Origin of the sequence: Streptomyces sp. CS113, from assembly GCF_002188365.1 — a bacterium.
In the GTDB taxonomy this organism is placed as follows: domain Bacteria; phylum Actinomycetota; class Actinomycetes; order Streptomycetales; family Streptomycetaceae; genus Streptomyces; species Streptomyces tendae.
In genome coordinates this window covers 2,497,012-2,512,128 of record NZ_KZ195574.1, presented here as the reverse complement: position 1 = coordinate 2,512,128, position 15,117 = coordinate 2,497,012, and the positions used below count along the sequence as shown (strand labels likewise).

Genomic DNA, 15,117 nt, shown 5'->3' with positions numbered 1-15,117 from the left:
GTGCGGGCAGGACGTCGAAGCGCTTCGATGCTCCGTGCGGCCCCGGGTGGGTGTCAAGGTGGCCACCAATCTTGGAAACGACCCTTGTGTGACCCGGGGGGTTAACTTAACCTCGCTGCAACATCGAAGCGCTTCGACATACATCGCCACGTCGAAATTCAGTTCCCTCAACACACCGCAGCCGACGGCCCGTCGGCTCTCCTGCGGTGCGCCACGAAGGCACGAAGGGTTGACGCACATGACGCCGAACGCCGCCTCCGGTCCCAGCCGGAGAAGTTTCCTCGCCTCCACCGCGGTCGCCACCGCGGCGGTGGCGGGAGGGGTGCCGCTGCTCTCCGCCTGCGGCGGATCCGACGGAGGCTCGCGCGACGGCACCACGTCGGGCAAGGACGCCGAGAAGCTGCTGCCGGCGTACGTGGCGGGCAGCGTCGTCACGCCCGACATCCCCAGCAAGAACGGCTCCGCGGTCGGCTTCACGAGCAAGCTCGACCTCGCGGACCTGAAGACGTCGGTGCCCGAGAAGCTCGGCAAGGGCGGCGAGGTCACGATCATGTCGCCGTTCTGGGGGTCCCCGCCCAAGGAGGACAACGCCTACTACACGGCGATGAACGACCTCGTCGGCGTCGACGTGGTCTGGCAGAACCAGGACGGCAACACCTACGACCAGAAGCTCGGCGCGGTGCTCGCCTCCAGCGAGGTGCCGGACGTGGTGGTCGTGCCCGGCTGGAACATGACCGGCAAGATACCCAGCGCCATCATCGGCAAGTTCGCCGACCTCGGCCCCTACCTGTCCGGCGACGCGGTCAAGGAGTACCCGAACCTCGCCGCGATCCCCACCGACGCCTGGCGCCGGTCCATCTTCGGCGGCAAGCTGCTCGGCCTGCCGATGCCGTCCTCGTACGTGTCCGGCATCGTGCCGCTGTACCGGCAGGACATCTTCGAGAAGGAGGGCTACGAAGTCCCCCGCTCCTGCGAGGAGTTCATGGCGTTCGCCAAGGACGCCACCAACGCCAGGGCCAAGCGCTGGGCCTGCCTGGACATGAAGTGGACCGCCTTCAACGCCTTCGGTGTGCTCTCCGGCAACGAGAAGTCGCTCGGCTGGAACCAGGTCGACGGCAAGCTGGTCCACCGCGCCGAGACCGACGAGTACCTCGAGGCGCTGGAGTGGACGCGCAAGCTGTTCGCCGCCGGGGTCGTGCACCCCGACGCCAAGCTCGGCAAGTCCAACGCCGCCGACCCCGGGCCCAAGTTCGCCGCCGGCGAGTTCCTCGTCTACAACCAGGACATCTCCCAGTGGTGGAGCCGCACCGCGGAACAGGCCACCCAGAACCCCGGGTTCAGGATCTGGGGCATGGACTTCTTCGGGCACGACGGCGGCGCCCCCACGCTGTGGGCGCAGAACCCGGCGAGCATCTTCGCCTTCGTCAACAAGAAGGCGTCCAAGTCCGTGATCCGCGACGTGCTGGCCGTCGCCAACGTCACCGCGGCGCCGTACGGCACCAAGGAGTACATGGCCACCAACTACGGCGTCGAGGGCACCCACTACACCGTCGAGGACGGCGTGCCCACCAAGACCGACCAGGGCAACATCGACGTGATGAACGCCTACGTGATGGTGGCGAGCCCCGCCGCGACCATCGCCCACCCCGACTTCCCCGAGGTCGCCAAGGGCCAGGTCGAGTGGCAGCAGCGGACGGGCGCGGTCACCAGGAAGCCCACGTTCTACGGCATGCAGATCGTCGAACCCGCCCGCTACACCAACCTCTCCAACGACTTCGAGCAGCTGGAGGACGACATCGTCCGCGGCCGCAAGAAGATCGGCGACATGCAGCAGGCCGTCTCCGACTGGAAGAGCAAGGGCGGGGACAAGCTGCGCGACTGGTACCGGAAGATCCTCGACGAGAACGGTCCGGCGGCCGGCTGACCGGGTACCGAGGCAAGGAGAACCACCGTGTCCCACAGCACGGTGCCTCGGACCAGGACCGAGGCCGATGCGACCAAGAAGACCCCGGTGGCGTCCGGCGACGCCACCGGCCCCCGCGGCGGACAGCGGCCCTCGGGGAAGCTGAGCCTGCGGCTGCGGTTCCGCCGCGACCGCGTACTGCTGCTGATGACCCTGCCGGCCGTGCTGCTGGTACTGCTCTTCAACTACGTCCCGATCCTCGGCAACGTCGTCGCCTTCCAGGAGTACGACCCGTACATCAGCGACAACGGGGTCGTCTCCATCCTGCACAGCCCCTGGGTGGGCCTGGAGAACTTCCAGCGGATCTTCGAGGACTCCGCCTTCTGGAACTCGGTGCGCAACACCCTCGTGCTCTTCGTGCTCCAGCTCCTGCTGTACTTCCCGATCCCCATCGCCCTCGCGCTGCTCATCAACAGCGTGGTCAGGCCCCGGGTGCGGGCGATCTCGCAGGCCATCCTCTACCTGCCGCACTTCTTCTCCTGGGTGCTGGTCATCGCCGTCTTCCAGCAGCTGCTCGGCGGCGCGGGGCTGCTGTCCCAGCTGCTGCGCGACCACGGGTACGACGGGCTGAGCGTCATGACCGACCCGGACACCTTCAAGTTCCTGGTCACCGCGCAGAGCGTGTGGAAGGACGCCGGCTGGGGGATCATCGTCTTCCTCGCCGCCCTCGCCTCGGTCAGCCCCGACCTGTACGAGGCCGCCGCGATGGACGGCGCGAACCGCTGGCGCCGCATGTGGCACGTCACCCTGCCCGCACTGCGCCCGGTGATCGCCCTGCTGCTGGTGCTGCGCGTCGGCGACGCCCTGACGGTCGGCTTCGAACAGATCCTGCTGCAACGCGACGCCGTCGGACCCGGCGCCGCCGAGGTCCTCGACACCTTCGTGTGGTGGAACGGCGTGCGCAACCAGGACTTCGGCTACGCGGCCGCCGCCGGGCTCGTCAAGGGCGTCATCAGCCTCGGCCTGGTGCTGGTGGCCAACAAGGTGGCCCACCTCATGGGCGAGCAGGGGGTGTACAAGAAGTGACCGCCGTACCCGAAGCGACGGCCGTACGAGAAGCGACCGCCGTGAGCCACGCGCCCGCGCGCCGGCCCCGCCCGTGGGCCGCCCCGCCCCGCCCCGTGTGGGAGGAGAAGCCCAGCCGGGCCGGTATCGCCGGCAAGGGGCTCGTGCTGCTCCTGGCCTGCCTGGGCATCCTGTTCCCGCTGTGGATCGTCGTCGTCACCAGCCTGTCCAGCCGCAGGTCCATCGACGAGGCCGGCGGCCTGGTGATGATCCCCAAGGACATCACCTTCGTCGCCTACCAGGAACTGCTCAGCGGCGGCCAGGTCACCCGCGCCGCGCTCGTCAGCATCGGCATCACGCTCGTCGGCACCCTGTTCTCCATGGCGGTGTCCGTGCTGTGCGCCTACGGGCTCTCCCGCAGCGGCTCGCTGGGCCACCGCTGGATCCTCATGGTGCTGCTCGCCACGATGTTCTTCAGCGCCGGTCTCATCCCGACCTACCTGCTGGTGCAGTCCCTGGGCCTGACCGACAGCTACCTCGCGCTGATCCTGCCGAGCGCGATCAGCGTCTTCAACATCCTCGTCCTGCGCGGCTTCTTCATGGGCATCTCCCAGGAACTGATCGACAGCGCCCGCATCGACGGCGCCGGGGACCTGCGCATCCTGTGGCAGATCGTCCTGCCGCTGTCCCGCGCGGTCGTCGCGGTGATCACGCTGTTCTACGCCGTCGGCTACTGGAGCGCCTGGTTCAACGCCTCGCTCTACCTGAACGACCAGGACATGCTGCCCCTCCAGAACGTCATGATCCAGCTGGTGCAGAAGCAGGAGGCACCGGTCGGGCTCGGCCAGGCGATCAAGACCGGTGAACTGTCCGGCCTGGCCGTCCAGATGGCCGTGATGGTGATGGCCCTGCTGCCGGTCGCCGTGCTGTCGCCCTTCGTCCAGCGCCACTTCAAGAAGGGCATGCTCACCGGGGCGGTGAAGGGCTGATGCCGAACCTCTCCGACGTCACCGGCCGGCGCATCCTCTACGGCGGCGACTACAACCCCGAGCAGTGGCCCGAGGAGACCTGGCCCGAGGACGTCCGCCTGATGCGGGCCGCCGGTGTCAACTCCGTCACCCTCGGCGTCTTCTCCTGGTCGAAGCTCGAACCACGCCCCGGCGTCCACGACTTCGCCTGGCTGGACCGGCTCATGGACCTGCTGCACGAAGGGGGCATCGGCGTCGTCCTCGCCACCCCCACCGCCTCACCGCCGCCCTGGCTGGGCCACCTCCACCCCGACACCCTGCCCCGCGACGCGGACGGCCGCACCGAGTGGTGGGGCGGCCGGCAGCACTTCTCGCACTCCAGCGCCGTCTACCGCCGCCACGCCGCCGCCATCACCGAGGCCCTGGCCGCGCGGTACGGGTCCCATCCCGCGCTCACCCTGTGGCACATCAACAACGAGTACTGCACCTACGACCACGGCGACGAGGCCGCCACCCGCTTCCGCCGCTGGCTCCAGGACCGCTACGGCACCCTCGACGCCCTCAACACCGCCTGGGGCACCGCCTTCTGGAGCCAGGGCTACGGCGACTGGGCCGAGGTCGCCCCGCCCCGCCGCGCCCACTACCTGAGGAACCCCAGCCAAGTGCTGGACTTCCGGCGCTTCACCTCCGACATGCTCCTGGAGTGCTACACCGCCGAGCGCGACATCGTCCGCCACCACACCCCGCACATCCCGGTCACCACCAACTTCATGCCGCTGTGGTCGGGGCAGGACGGCTGGCGCTGGGCCGAGGAGGAGGACGTCGTCTCCGTCGACCTCTACCCCGACCCGCGCGACCCGTTCGGCGCCCAGGAAGGCGCCCTGGTCCAGGACCTGACCCGCTCCCAGGCACGCGGCCCGTGGATGCTCATGGAACAGGCGGCGGGACCCGTCAACTGGCGCGGCGTGAACCACCCCAAGCCGCGCGGCCTCAACCGCCTCTGGTCGCTCCAGGCGGTGGCCCGCGGCGCCGACGCCGTCTGCTACTTCCAGTGGCGCCAGTCACGGCAGGGCGCCGAGAAGTTCCACTCCGGGATGGTGTCCCACGCAGGGGAGGAGGGCCGCACGTACCAGGAGGTCGTCCGGCTCGGCGCCGACCTCGCGCGTCTCGGCCCGCACGCGGCCGGTGGCACGATCCACGCCGACATCGCCGTCCTGCACGACTGGCACGCCTGGTGGGCCGCCGACCAGGAGGCTCGCCCCTCCGCCCGCGTCGACCACGCGGACGTCCTGCGCGCCTGGCACCGCGCGCTGTGGCGGGGGCACCTCAGCACCGACTTCGCCCACCCCGAGGACGACCTCACCCCGTACCGGGTCGTCGTCGTGCCCCAGCTCTACGCCCTCACCGACGCGGCGGTCGACAACCTCCTCGCCCACGTCCGCGGCGGCGGCACCCTCGTCTGCGGCTTCCTCACCGGCGTCGCCGACCCGGACGACCGGATCAGGCCCGGCGGCATGGACGCCCGGCTGCGCGAGCTGTTCGGCATCCGCACGCTGCACGAGTGGTGGCCCCTGGACGCCGACGAGAGCGCCGACTGCGACGGCTTTGGCGGCACCCTCTGGTCGGAGGAGCTCGAACCCGACGGCACCGCGTCCGAGACGATCACCTACCAGGGCGGCGAGCTGGACGGGCTCCCGGCCGTCCTGCGCAAGGGCAGCGCCTGGTACTTCTCGACCCTCCCCGAGCCGGACGCGCTGCGCGACCTCCTGGCCCGCGTCGCCGCCGACGCGGGCGTCCGCCCGGTGCTCGACGCCCTCCCGGCCGACGTCGAGGCGGTACGCCGGGGCGACCTGCTGTTCCTGCTCCACCACGGCCGGGACCCGGTCACCGTGGACGTCCCCGGCACCCACCTCGACCTGCTGACCGACACCGTCGTCACCGACCGCCTCACCCTGGGCCGCTACGGCGTGGCCGTGCTGAGCGCCCCGGAGCCGACGCCATGAGCGGCACGCCCGTGCACGGCGCACCCGTGCACGGCACCTGGGAACCGGAGCCCGCCGCCCGCTGGGAGGACGCCTTCCTGAGCGGCAACGGCCACCACGGCGCCCTCGTGTTCGGCGATCCGGACGCCGACCGGGTGATCGTCACCCACCACACCCTGGTACGCCCCGACGGCGACGACGCACACCGCCGCCCGCCCGCGCTCGCCGCCGCGCTCCCCGCCCTCCAGGACCGCCTGCTGACCGGCGACACCACCGCCGCCGAGGACTTCACCGACGGCCGCCCGCTGCACTGGGTACGCCCCTTCCACCCGGCCTTCCAGCTGCGCCTGGACCGACCACCGGACGACGACACCCACGACACCCGCGCCCCCTACCGCCGCGCCGTCGACTTCACCACTGGCGAGACCACGGCCACCCGCGCCGGCTGGACCAGCCGTGTCTTCGTCTCCCGCGCCGACGACGTGATCGTCCAGCACGTCACCGCCCCGCACCTCACCTTCGACCTGTCCCTCGACCCCCGCCTCCCCGGCGCCCCCGCCGGGCTCGGCGTCGGCCACGGCGCCGTCCTCACCCCCGAGGGCGCCCTGCTCACCCTGCGCGCCCGCTACCCCGGCAGCGACCTCGCCTACACCGGCGTCACCCTCGCCGCCGTCACCGGCGGCACCGTGAAGCTCGTACCGCCGGGCGTCCACGTCGAGGGTGCCACCGACGTGCTGCTGCTGACCCGGGTGCACCGCCACACCGGCGAGCTGGACACCCTCACCGAGAGCCGCGCCCTGCGCGCCCTGCTGGACGCCGCCCCGCACGCGTCGTCGTACGACAACCTCCTCGCCCGGCACCTGGCCCGGCACCGCACCGCCTACGACCGCGTCACCCTCGACCTCGCCGCCGGCCCCGCCGAACGCGCCCTGCCGGGCACGGCCCTGCTCGCCGGGGCCGGCGGCGGCCCCGCCCTGCTGGAACGGCTCTTCGCCGCCGGCCGCTACCACCTGCTGTCGGCGAGCGGCCTGCTTCCGCCCCGCCTCACCGGCCTGTGGACCGGCGACTGGAACACCGCCTGGTCCGGCGCCTTCACCACCAACGCCAACCTCAATCTCCAGACCGCCTCCGCCGCGGCCGCCGCCCTCCCCGAGGTCACCGAGGCCCACGCCGCCCTGGTCCACCGGCAACTGCCCGACTGGCGGGACAACGCCCGCGAGATCTTCGGCACCCGGGGCGTGGTCGCGCCCTCCCACACCGACGGCGAGAGCGGCCACACGTACCACTTCAGCCGCGCGTACCCGCTGCACCTGTGGACCGCGGGCGCCGACTGGCTGCTCAAACCGCTCCTCGACCACGAGGAGACGCACGGCACGCCCGACCCGCACACCACCGCCGCCCTGTCCGAAGTCGCCCTGTTCTACGAGGACTTCCTCCAGCGCACCGACGCCGACGGCCACCTGGTCGTCGTCCCCTCCTACTCGCCCGAGAACCGCCCCGGGAACGCGAGCTGGGGCACCCTGAACGCGGCGATGGACCTCTCCGCCGCCCGGCACGCCCTGCGCACCGCCGCCGACCGCCACCCCGAGCACGCCGACCGCTGGCGCGCCCTCGCCGACCGCCTCCCCGCGCACCGGGTCAACGCCGACGGCGCCCTCGCCGAATGGGCGTGGCCCGGCCTGGCGGACACCTACGACCACCGCCACCTCAGCCACCTCTACGGCGTCTGGCCGCTGGAGGAGATCAACCCGTACGACACCCCCGGCCTCGCCGAAGCCGCCCACCGCGCCCTCGAACTGCGCGGCGCCGAGAACGACTCCGCCCACGGCCACCTCCACCACGCCCTGGTCGCCGCCCGCCTCCGGGACGGGGCCGGGGTCGCCGACGCCCTGGACCGGGTCCTCGGCGGCGACTACTTCCACGCGTCGCTGATGAGCGCGCACTACCCGCACCGCGACGTCTACAACGCGGACGCGGCGCACGCCCTGCCCGGCGTGCTCATCGAGATGCTCGTGCAGTCCACCCCCGGCCGACTGGTCCTGCTGCCCGCCCTCCCCGCCTCCTGCCCGCAGGGCGAACTCAGGGGCGTACGGACCCGTTTCGGGGCCTCGCTCGACCTCGCCTGGACGGCCGACGGCAGCGCGACGGCCGTCCTGCGCCCGGACCGCACCCGCCGCATCGAACTCCACACTCCCTCCGGCGCCGAACCGCTCGACCTCGCCGCCGGGGAGGACCGCGTCATCAGCGTGACGGCGCGGTAGCACCAGCGCACGTCCCCCCACCCATGGAAGGAAACGCCATGGCACCACGCACGCGCCCCGCCCGCACCCGCGCCCGCACGCGCACCCTGACCGCTCTGCTCGCCCCGGCCCTCGCGCTCGGCGCCACCGTCGGCCTCGCCTCCGCCCCCGCCCAGGCCGCCGTCTGGAACTCCTGCGACCAGTGGGGCAACACCACCCTGGACGGCTACGCCCTCTACAACAACATCTGGGGCTCCGGCGCCGGAAGCCAGTGTGTCTGGGCCAACTCCGGCACCGACTGGGGCGTGTGGGCGGACCACCCGAACACCGGCGGCATCAAGTCCTACCCGAACGCCAAGAAGGTGATCAACAAGCCGATCACCTCCCTCGGTTCGCTCACCAGCAGCTACCACGTCACGGTCCCGACCTCCGGCGCGTACAACACCTCGTACGACATCTGGGACACGGACTACGACTACGAGATCATGCTCTGGGTCAACCACAACGGTGCCGTCGGCCCCCTCGGCACCTCGCAGGGGACCGTCGGCCTCGGCGGCCACACCTGGAACGTGTACAAGGGGAACAACGGCGCCAACGAGGTCTTCTCGTTCCTGCGCACCTCGGACTCGAACTCCGGCACGGTGGACATCCTCCCGATCCTGAAGTGGATCAAGGACACCAAGGGCTGGATGGGCAACGAGACCGTCGGCGACGTGCAGTTCGGCTTCGAGATCACCTCGTCCGCGGGGGGCCTGGACTTCCGCACCGACAACCTGACGGTCAGCGGCGGCTGACCACGGCGCACCACGGCACAGGGGCCGGTACCGGGACCGTCGGGCGTGGGAGGGCTAGGACCCGACGGGTGCCGGCCCCGTGCTGGCCCGGACGGTCAGCTCCGGCGCGAGCAGCACGACCTCGTCGCTGCCGCGGCCGTCGAGCTTGGCGACCAGCTGCTCCACGGCCCGCCGCCCCATCTCCTGCGCGGGCACCGCGACCGAGGTGAGCCGCACCGAGGCCCGGGTGGCGACCTCCTCGGGGCAGACCGCGACCACCGACACGTCCTCCGGCACCGCCCGGCCCTGCTGGCGCAGCAGGGCGAGCAGCGGCTCGACGGCAGCCTCGTTCTGGACGACGAACCCCGTGGTGTCCGGACGTTCGTCGAAGACGCGGGCCAGCGTCGCGGCCATCGCGTCGTACCCGCCCTCGCAGGGCCGGTGCAGCAGCCGCAGTCCCAGCTCACGGGCGCGCGTGCGCAGTCCGTCGAGGGTGCGCTCGGCGAATCCGGTGTGCCGTTCGTAGACGGCGGCGGCCTCGCCTATGACGGCGATGTCGCGGTGCCCCAGCTGCGCCAGGTGCTCCACACACAGCGCGCCGGTCGCCCGGAAGTCCAGGTCGACGCAGGTCAGGCCCTCGGTGTCGGCGGGGAGGCCGATGAGGACGGACGGCTGGTGGGTGCCGCGCAGCAGGGGGAGCCGCTCGTCGTCGAGCTCGACGTCCATCAGGATCATCGCGTCGGCGAGTCCGCTGCCGGTGACGCGGCGCACCGCGTCGGGGCCCTCCTCACCGGTGAGCAGCAGGATGTCGTACCCGTGGGTGCGCGCGCCGGCCGCGACCGCGATGGCGATCTCCATCATCACCGGCACGTACATGTCGGTGCGCAGTGGGATCATGAGGGCGATGATGTTCGACCTGCTGCTGGCCAGGGCGCGGGCGCCGGCGTTCGGGTGGTAGCCGAGCGTCCGGATGCTCTCCTCGACCCGCTGCCGGGTGGTGGTGGAGATGGACCGCTTGCCGCTGAGGACATAGCTCACCGTGCTCGCCGAGACTCCGGCGTGCTGGGCGACCTCGGCGAGGGTGACCATCCAGCTCTCCAAGTCGTGTGAAGCGCTTCGACAGCGCGCGGGGTGAACAGTGGCGGGCGAGGGTGGTTCGACAGTAGCCGCAGTGCGGATGGGTGTCCATAGTCCGTCGAAGCGCTTCGACGGCCCTGTCCTCCTGCGTGTGCCGCGCCGAGGTCTGCCACGTGCGCCCCGCCGAACCTCCCCTCGCAGTATCCGCCGAACGGCCGCACGAAGGGTGGCCGGGTCGCCCGGGATCGGGTAGATACGATCGAGTAGCACCGACTAGTGACGTACGTCCGCAAGTTCGTGCAGGGCGATTCGTGGCGAGGTGAGCCTCATGTCCGCACCACCCACCCCCTCCTCCCGTCCCACCGTCACCGAACGTGAGGCCCGACAGGTCGCGGAGGCGGCCCGGGAACAGGACTGGCGCAAGCCCAGCTTCGCCAAGGAGCTGTTCCTCGGCCGCTTCCGCCTCGACCTCCTCCACCCCCACCCGCTCCCGGCCGACCAGGACGTCCAGCGGGGCGAGGAGTTCCTCGCCAAGCTCCGCGACTTCTGCGAGACGAAGATCGACGGGGCGGTGATCGAGCGCGACGCGCGGATCCCCGACGACGTGATCACCGGGCTGAAGGAGCTGGGCGCCTTCGGCATGAAGATCGACACCAAGTACGGCGGCCTCGGCCTGACCCAGGTCTACTACAACAAGGCCCTCGCCCTGGTCGGCTCCGCGAACCCGGCGATCGGCGCGCTGCTCTCCGCCCACCAGTCGATCGGCGTGCCGCAGCCGCTGAAGATGTTCGGCACCCAGGAGCAGAAGGACACGTTCCTGCCGCGCTGCGCCCGCACCGACATCTCGGCCTTCCTGCTCACCGAGCCCGACGTCGGCTCCGACCCGGCGCGGCTGGCGACCACGGCCGTCCGGGACGGCGACGACTACGTGCTCGACGGCGTGAAGCTGTGGACCACCAACGGCGTCGTCGCCGACCTGCTCGTCGTCATGGCCCGCGTCCCGAAGCCGCAGCAGGGCGAGAACGGCAAGCACAGCGAGGACGGCAAGGACGGCAAGCACGGCAAGGACGGCAGGGGAGGCATCACCGCCTTCGTCGTCGAGGCGGCCTCCGAGGGCATCACGGTCGAGAACCGCAACGCCTTCATGGGCCTGCGCGGCCTGGAGAACGGCGTCACCCGCTTCCACCGGGTCCGGGTGCCCGCCGCCAACCGCATCGGCCCGGAGGGCGCCGGCCTCAAGATCGCGCTCACCACCCTCAACACCGGCCGCCTCTCGCTGCCCGCGATGTGCGTCGGCGCCGGCAAGTGGTGCCTGAAGATCGCCCGCGAGTGGTCGGCGGTGCGCGAGCAGTGGGGCAAGCCGGTCGCGCTGCACGAGGCGGTCGGCTCCAAGATCTCCTTCATCGCGGCGACGACCTTCGCGCTGGAGGCCGTCCTGGACCTCTCCTCCCAGATGGCCGACGAGGACCGCAACGACATCCGCATCGAAGCCGCCCTCGCCAAGCTCTACGGCTCCGAGATGGCCTGCCTGATGGCCGACGAACTGGTCCAGATCCGGGGCGGCCGGGGCTTCGAGACCGCGGCCTCCCTCGAAGCCCGGGGCGAGCGCGCGGTCCCCGCCGAGCAACTCCTGCGGGACCTGCGCATCAACCGCATCTTCGAGGGCTCCACCGAGATCATGCACCTGCTGATCGCGCGCGAGGCCGTCGACGCCCACCTCTCGGTCGCCGGCGACCTGATCGACCCCGACAAGACCCTGTCCGACAAGGCGCGGGCGGGTGCGCAGGCCGGCGTGTTCTACGCCAAGTGGCTGCCGAAGCTCGTCGCGGGCCCCGGTCAGCTTCCGCGTTCGTACGCGGATTTCCACCCCTCGGGTCACCCCGATCTCTCCTCCCACCTGCGCTACGTCGAGCGCACCGCCCGCAAGCTCGCCCGCTCCACCTTCTACGCCATGTCCCGCTGGCAGGGCCGGATGGAGACCAAGCAGGGCTTCCTGGGCCGGATCGTCGACATCGGCGCCGAGCTGTTCGCGATGAGCGCCGCCTGCGTCCGCGCCGAGCACCTGCGCGCCGCGGACGACCACGGCCGCGAGGCCTACCAGCTCGCGGACGCCTTCTGCCGCCAGTCCCGCATCCGCGTCGAGGAACTCTTCGGCCGCCTGTGGAGCAACACCGACGACGTCGACCGCAAGGTCGTCAAGGGCGTGCTCGGCGGCGCGTACGAGTGGCTGGAGCAGGGCGTGGTCGACCCGTCCGGCGACGGCCCGTGGATCGCGGACGCCGCGCCGGGCGCCAGCACCAAGGAGAACGTCCGCCGCGCCATCGGCTGACCCGGGGCCCCGCCCCGCAGGCAGGACCGGAGCAGGCTCCCGGCGACTCGCGTCGGGCGCCTGCCGCACCGGACCGTCCCGGCGGAAGGGGCGCGGCCGACCGGCCCCGGCCGACCGGCCCCGGCCGACCGGCCCCGGCCGTCCCTCGTACGGGCCCGCGACACCCGACCGAGGGACGCGCTGTCCTCCCGGAGGGCCGTTGCGGACACAATGGGGGAATGAGCGACAGTCCAGCCCCACTCGCCGACCCCCACCTCGTCTACGACCCGGTGGCGGGCGACGGCCCGAAGGACGTGGTGATCCTCGGGTCCACCGGGTCGATCGGGACCCAGGCCATCGACCTCGTGCTGCGCAACCCGGACCGCTTCCGGGTCACCGCCCTGTCCGCCAACGGCGGCCGGGTCGGCCTCCTCGCCGAGCAGGCGTACCGGCTCAAGGCGCGGACCGTCGCCGTCGCCCGCGAGGACGTCGTACCGGCGCTGCGCGAGGCGCTCACCGCGCAGTACGGCGCGGGGGAGCCGCTTCCGGAGATCCTCGCCGGGCCGGAGGCGGCCACGCAGCTCGCCGCCTCCGACTGCCACACCGTGCTCAACGGCATCACCGGCTCCATCGGACTCGCGCCCACCCTCGCCGCCCTCGAGGCGGGCCGCACCCTCGCGCTGGCCAACAAGGAGTCGCTCATCGTCGGCGGCCCGCTGGTCAAGGCGCTGGCCAAGCCGGGCCAGATCATCCCGGTCGACTCCGAGCACGCCGCCCTGTTCCAGGCGCTGGCCGCCGGCACCCGCGCCGACGTGCGCAAGCTGGTCGTCACCGCCTCCGGCGGCCCGTTCCGCGGCCGGACCAGGGACCAGCTGGCGGCCGTCACCGTCGAGGACGCCCTCGCCCACCCCACCTGGGCCATGGGCCCGGTGATCACGATCAACTCCGCGACCCTCGTCAACAAGGGCCTGGAGGTGATCGAGGCCCACCTGCTCTACGACATTCCCTTCGACCGCATTGAGGTGGTCGTGCACCCGCAGTCGTATGTCCACTCGATGGTTGAGTACACGGACGGATCGACCCTGGCCCACGCCACGCCCCCCGACATGGGCGGGCCCATCGCCGTGGGCCTCGGCTGGCCCGAACGCGTCCCCGACGCCGCGCCCGCCTTCGACTGGAGCAAGGCCTCGACCTGGGAGTTCTTCCCCCTCGACACCGAGGCCTTCCCCTCCGTCGACCTGGCCAGGCACGTCGGACAGCTCGCGGGCACGGCCCCGGCGGTGTTCAATGCCGCCAACGAGGAGTGCGTCGAGGCGTTCCGCTCCGGCGCGCTGCCGTTTCTCGGGATCATGGAGACCGTCACGCGGGTGGTCGAGGAGCACGGCACCCCCCGTACGGGAACCTCGCTCACCGTCGCGGACGTCCTCGAAGCGGAGACCTGGGCACGCGCCCGGGCCCGGCAACTGGCGGCACAGACGGCGGAGGCCCGTGCATGACGACCCTGATGTTCATCCTCGGCATAGTCCTCTTCGCCGTCGGTCTGCTCTTCTCCATCGCCTGGCACGAGCTGGGCCACCTGTCCACGGCCAAGATGTTCGGCATCCGGGTGCCGCAGTACATGGTGGGCTTCGGACCGACGCTCTTCTCGAAGAAGAAGGGCGACACCGAGTACGGGGTCAAGGCCATCCCGTTCGGCGGCTACATCCGCATGATCGGCATGTTCCCGCCCGGCCCCGACGGCCGCATGGAGGCGCGCTCCACCTCGCCCTGGCGCGGGATGATAGAGGACGCCCGCTCGGCCGCCTTCGAGGAACTCCAGCCCGGTGACGAGAAGCGCCTCTTCTACACGCGCAAGCCGTGGAAGCGCGTCATCGTGATGTTCGCCGGCCCGTTCATGAACCTGATCCTCGCCGTGGTGCTCTTCCTCACGGTGCTGATGGGCTTCGGCATCTCCCAGCAGACCACCACGGTCAGCTCCGTCTCGCAGTGCGTCATCTCGCAGAGCGAGAACCGCGACGACTGCGCCAAGTCCGACCCCGCCTCCCCGGCCGCCGCGGCGGGCCTCAGGGCCGGGGACAAGATCGTCGCCTTCGACGGCGTACGGACCGACGACTGGGACAGGCTGTCCAACCTGATCCGCGCCAACCCCGGTGAGGACGTGCCGGTCGTCGTCGAACGCAAGGGCGAGGAGATCACCCTCCACGCGACCATCGCCACCAACAAGGTCGCCAAGAAGGACTCCAACGGACAGATCGTCCAGGGCGAGTACGTGACCGCCGGCTTCCTCGGCTTCAGCGCCGCCACCGGCGTGGTGAAACAGGACTTCGGCCAGTCCGTGACCTGGATGGGCGACCGGATCGGCGACGCCGTCGACTCCCTCGCCGCGCTGCCCGCCAAGATCCCCGCCCTGTGGGACGCGGCCTTCGGCGACGGACCGCGCGAGGCCGACTCCCCGATGGGCGTCGTCGGCGCCGCCCGCGTCGGCGGCGAGATCGCCACCCTGGACATCCCGCCCACCCAGCAGCTCGCCATGTTCGTCATGCTGGTGGCCGGCTTCAACCTCTCCCTGTTCCTCTTCAACATGCTCCCGCTGCTGCCGCTCGACGGCGGCCACATCGCGGGCGCCCTGTGGGAGTCGCTGCGCCGCGGCGCCGCGAAGGTGCTGCGCAGGCCCGACCCCGGGCCCTTCGACGTGGCGAAGCTGATGCCGGTGGCGTACGTGGTGGCGGGCGTATTCGTCTGCTTCACCCTGCTCGTGCTGGTGGCGGACGTGGTCAACCCGGTGCGCATCAGCTGACGGC

Annotated in this window: 10 protein-coding genes; 9 read left to right on the top strand and 1 reads right to left on the bottom strand. The window is 71.4% G+C overall.

Annotated elements, in window-relative coordinates; genetic code table 11:
• The first annotated feature begins 238 nt into the window (after nucleotides 1-238).
• The 6 genes from B9W62_RS10750 to B9W62_RS10725 are packed head-to-tail and all read left to right on the top strand — an operon-like array spanning nucleotide 239 to nucleotide 8,952.
• Nucleotides 239-1,924: an extracellular solute-binding protein gene (locus tag B9W62_RS10750; RefSeq protein WP_087806974.1), complete on the top strand. Its 1,686-nt coding sequence runs from the start codon at nucleotides 239-241 to the stop codon at nucleotides 1,922-1,924.
• Between the two features lie 27 nt (nucleotides 1,925-1,951).
• On the top strand, nucleotides 1,952-2,989 hold the full coding sequence (locus B9W62_RS10745; RefSeq protein ID WP_087806973.1) for an ABC transporter permease: 1,038 nt from the start codon (nucleotides 1,952-1,954) through the stop codon (nucleotides 2,987-2,989).
• Nucleotides 2,990-3,030: 41 nt separating this feature from the next.
• Nucleotides 3,031-3,957: a carbohydrate ABC transporter permease gene (locus B9W62_RS10740; RefSeq protein WP_179235422.1), complete on the top strand. Its 927-nt coding sequence runs from the start codon at nucleotides 3,031-3,033 to the stop codon at nucleotides 3,955-3,957.
• Nucleotides 3,957-5,939: a beta-galactosidase gene (locus B9W62_RS10735; RefSeq protein WP_087806971.1), complete on the top strand. Its 1,983-nt coding sequence runs from the start codon at nucleotides 3,957-3,959 to the stop codon at nucleotides 5,937-5,939. Before B9W62_RS10740 ends, B9W62_RS10735 begins: the two co-directional genes overlap by 1 nt.
• Nucleotides 5,936-8,179, top strand: a complete 2,244-nt coding sequence (locus tag B9W62_RS10730; protein WP_373433679.1) for a glycosyl hydrolase family 95 catalytic domain-containing protein — start codon at nucleotides 5,936-5,938, stop codon at nucleotides 8,177-8,179. Before B9W62_RS10735 ends, B9W62_RS10730 begins: the two co-directional genes overlap by 4 nt.
• 38 nt (nucleotides 8,180-8,217) lie before the next feature.
• Entirely contained in the window at nucleotides 8,218-8,952 is a 735-nt protein-coding gene (locus B9W62_RS10725) for a glycoside hydrolase family 12 protein (protein WP_087806970.1), read from the top strand.
• Nucleotides 8,953-9,006: 54 nt separating this feature from the next.
• Here the strand turns inward: B9W62_RS10725 and B9W62_RS10720 are convergent, their stop codons facing one another.
• On the bottom strand, nucleotides 9,007-10,020 hold the full coding sequence (locus B9W62_RS10720) for a LacI family DNA-binding transcriptional regulator (RefSeq protein WP_087806969.1): 1,014 nt from the start codon (nucleotides 10,018-10,020) through the stop codon (nucleotides 9,007-9,009).
• 316 nt (nucleotides 10,021-10,336) lie between these two features.
• Here B9W62_RS10720 and B9W62_RS10715 point away from each other — a divergent pair, with 316 nt between their 5' ends.
• From B9W62_RS10715 to B9W62_RS10705, 3 genes are all read left to right on the top strand, one after another.
• Nucleotides 10,337-12,337 carry an acyl-CoA dehydrogenase family protein gene (locus tag B9W62_RS10715; RefSeq protein WP_087806968.1) on the top strand — a complete coding sequence of 667 codons (2,001 nt, stop codon included), beginning with the start codon at nucleotides 10,337-10,339 and terminating at the stop codon, nucleotides 12,335-12,337.
• A 218-nt stretch (nucleotides 12,338-12,555) separates the two neighbouring features.
• Entirely contained in the window at nucleotides 12,556-13,812 is a 1,257-nt protein-coding gene (dxr, locus tag B9W62_RS10710; RefSeq protein ID WP_087806967.1) for a 1-deoxy-D-xylulose-5-phosphate reductoisomerase, read from the top strand.
• Nucleotides 13,813-13,820: 8 nt separating this feature from the next.
• On the top strand, nucleotides 13,821-15,113 hold the full coding sequence (locus tag B9W62_RS10705) for a M50 family metallopeptidase (protein ID WP_087811848.1): 1,293 nt from the start codon (nucleotides 13,821-13,823) through the stop codon (nucleotides 15,111-15,113).
• The last annotated feature ends 4 nt before the right edge of the window (nucleotides 15,114-15,117 follow it).

Excerpts from the sequence above, each read along its gene's own strand:
- B9W62_RS10750 (WP_087806974.1), top strand. The coding sequence starts at position 239 with ATGACGCCGAACGCCGCCTCCGGTCCCAGCCGGAGAAGTTTCCTCGCC.
- B9W62_RS10735 (WP_087806971.1), top strand. The coding sequence starts at position 3,957 with ATGCCGAACCTCTCCGACGTCACCGGCCGGCGCATCCTCTACGGCGGC.
- B9W62_RS10730 (WP_373433679.1), top strand. The coding sequence starts at position 5,936 with ATGAGCGGCACGCCCGTGCACGGCGCACCCGTGCACGGCACCTGGGAA.
- B9W62_RS10725 (WP_087806970.1), top strand. The coding sequence starts at position 8,218 with ATGGCACCACGCACGCGCCCCGCCCGCACCCGCGCCCGCACGCGCACC.
- B9W62_RS10720 (WP_087806969.1), bottom strand. The coding sequence starts at position 10,020 with ATGGTCACCCTCGCCGAGGTCGCCCAGCACGCCGGAGTCTCGGCGAGC.
- B9W62_RS10715 (WP_087806968.1), top strand. The coding sequence starts at position 10,337 with ATGTCCGCACCACCCACCCCCTCCTCCCGTCCCACCGTCACCGAACGT.
- dxr (WP_087806967.1), top strand. The coding sequence starts at position 12,556 with ATGAGCGACAGTCCAGCCCCACTCGCCGACCCCCACCTCGTCTACGAC.
- B9W62_RS10705 (WP_087811848.1), top strand. The coding sequence starts at position 13,821 with ATGTTCATCCTCGGCATAGTCCTCTTCGCCGTCGGTCTGCTCTTCTCC.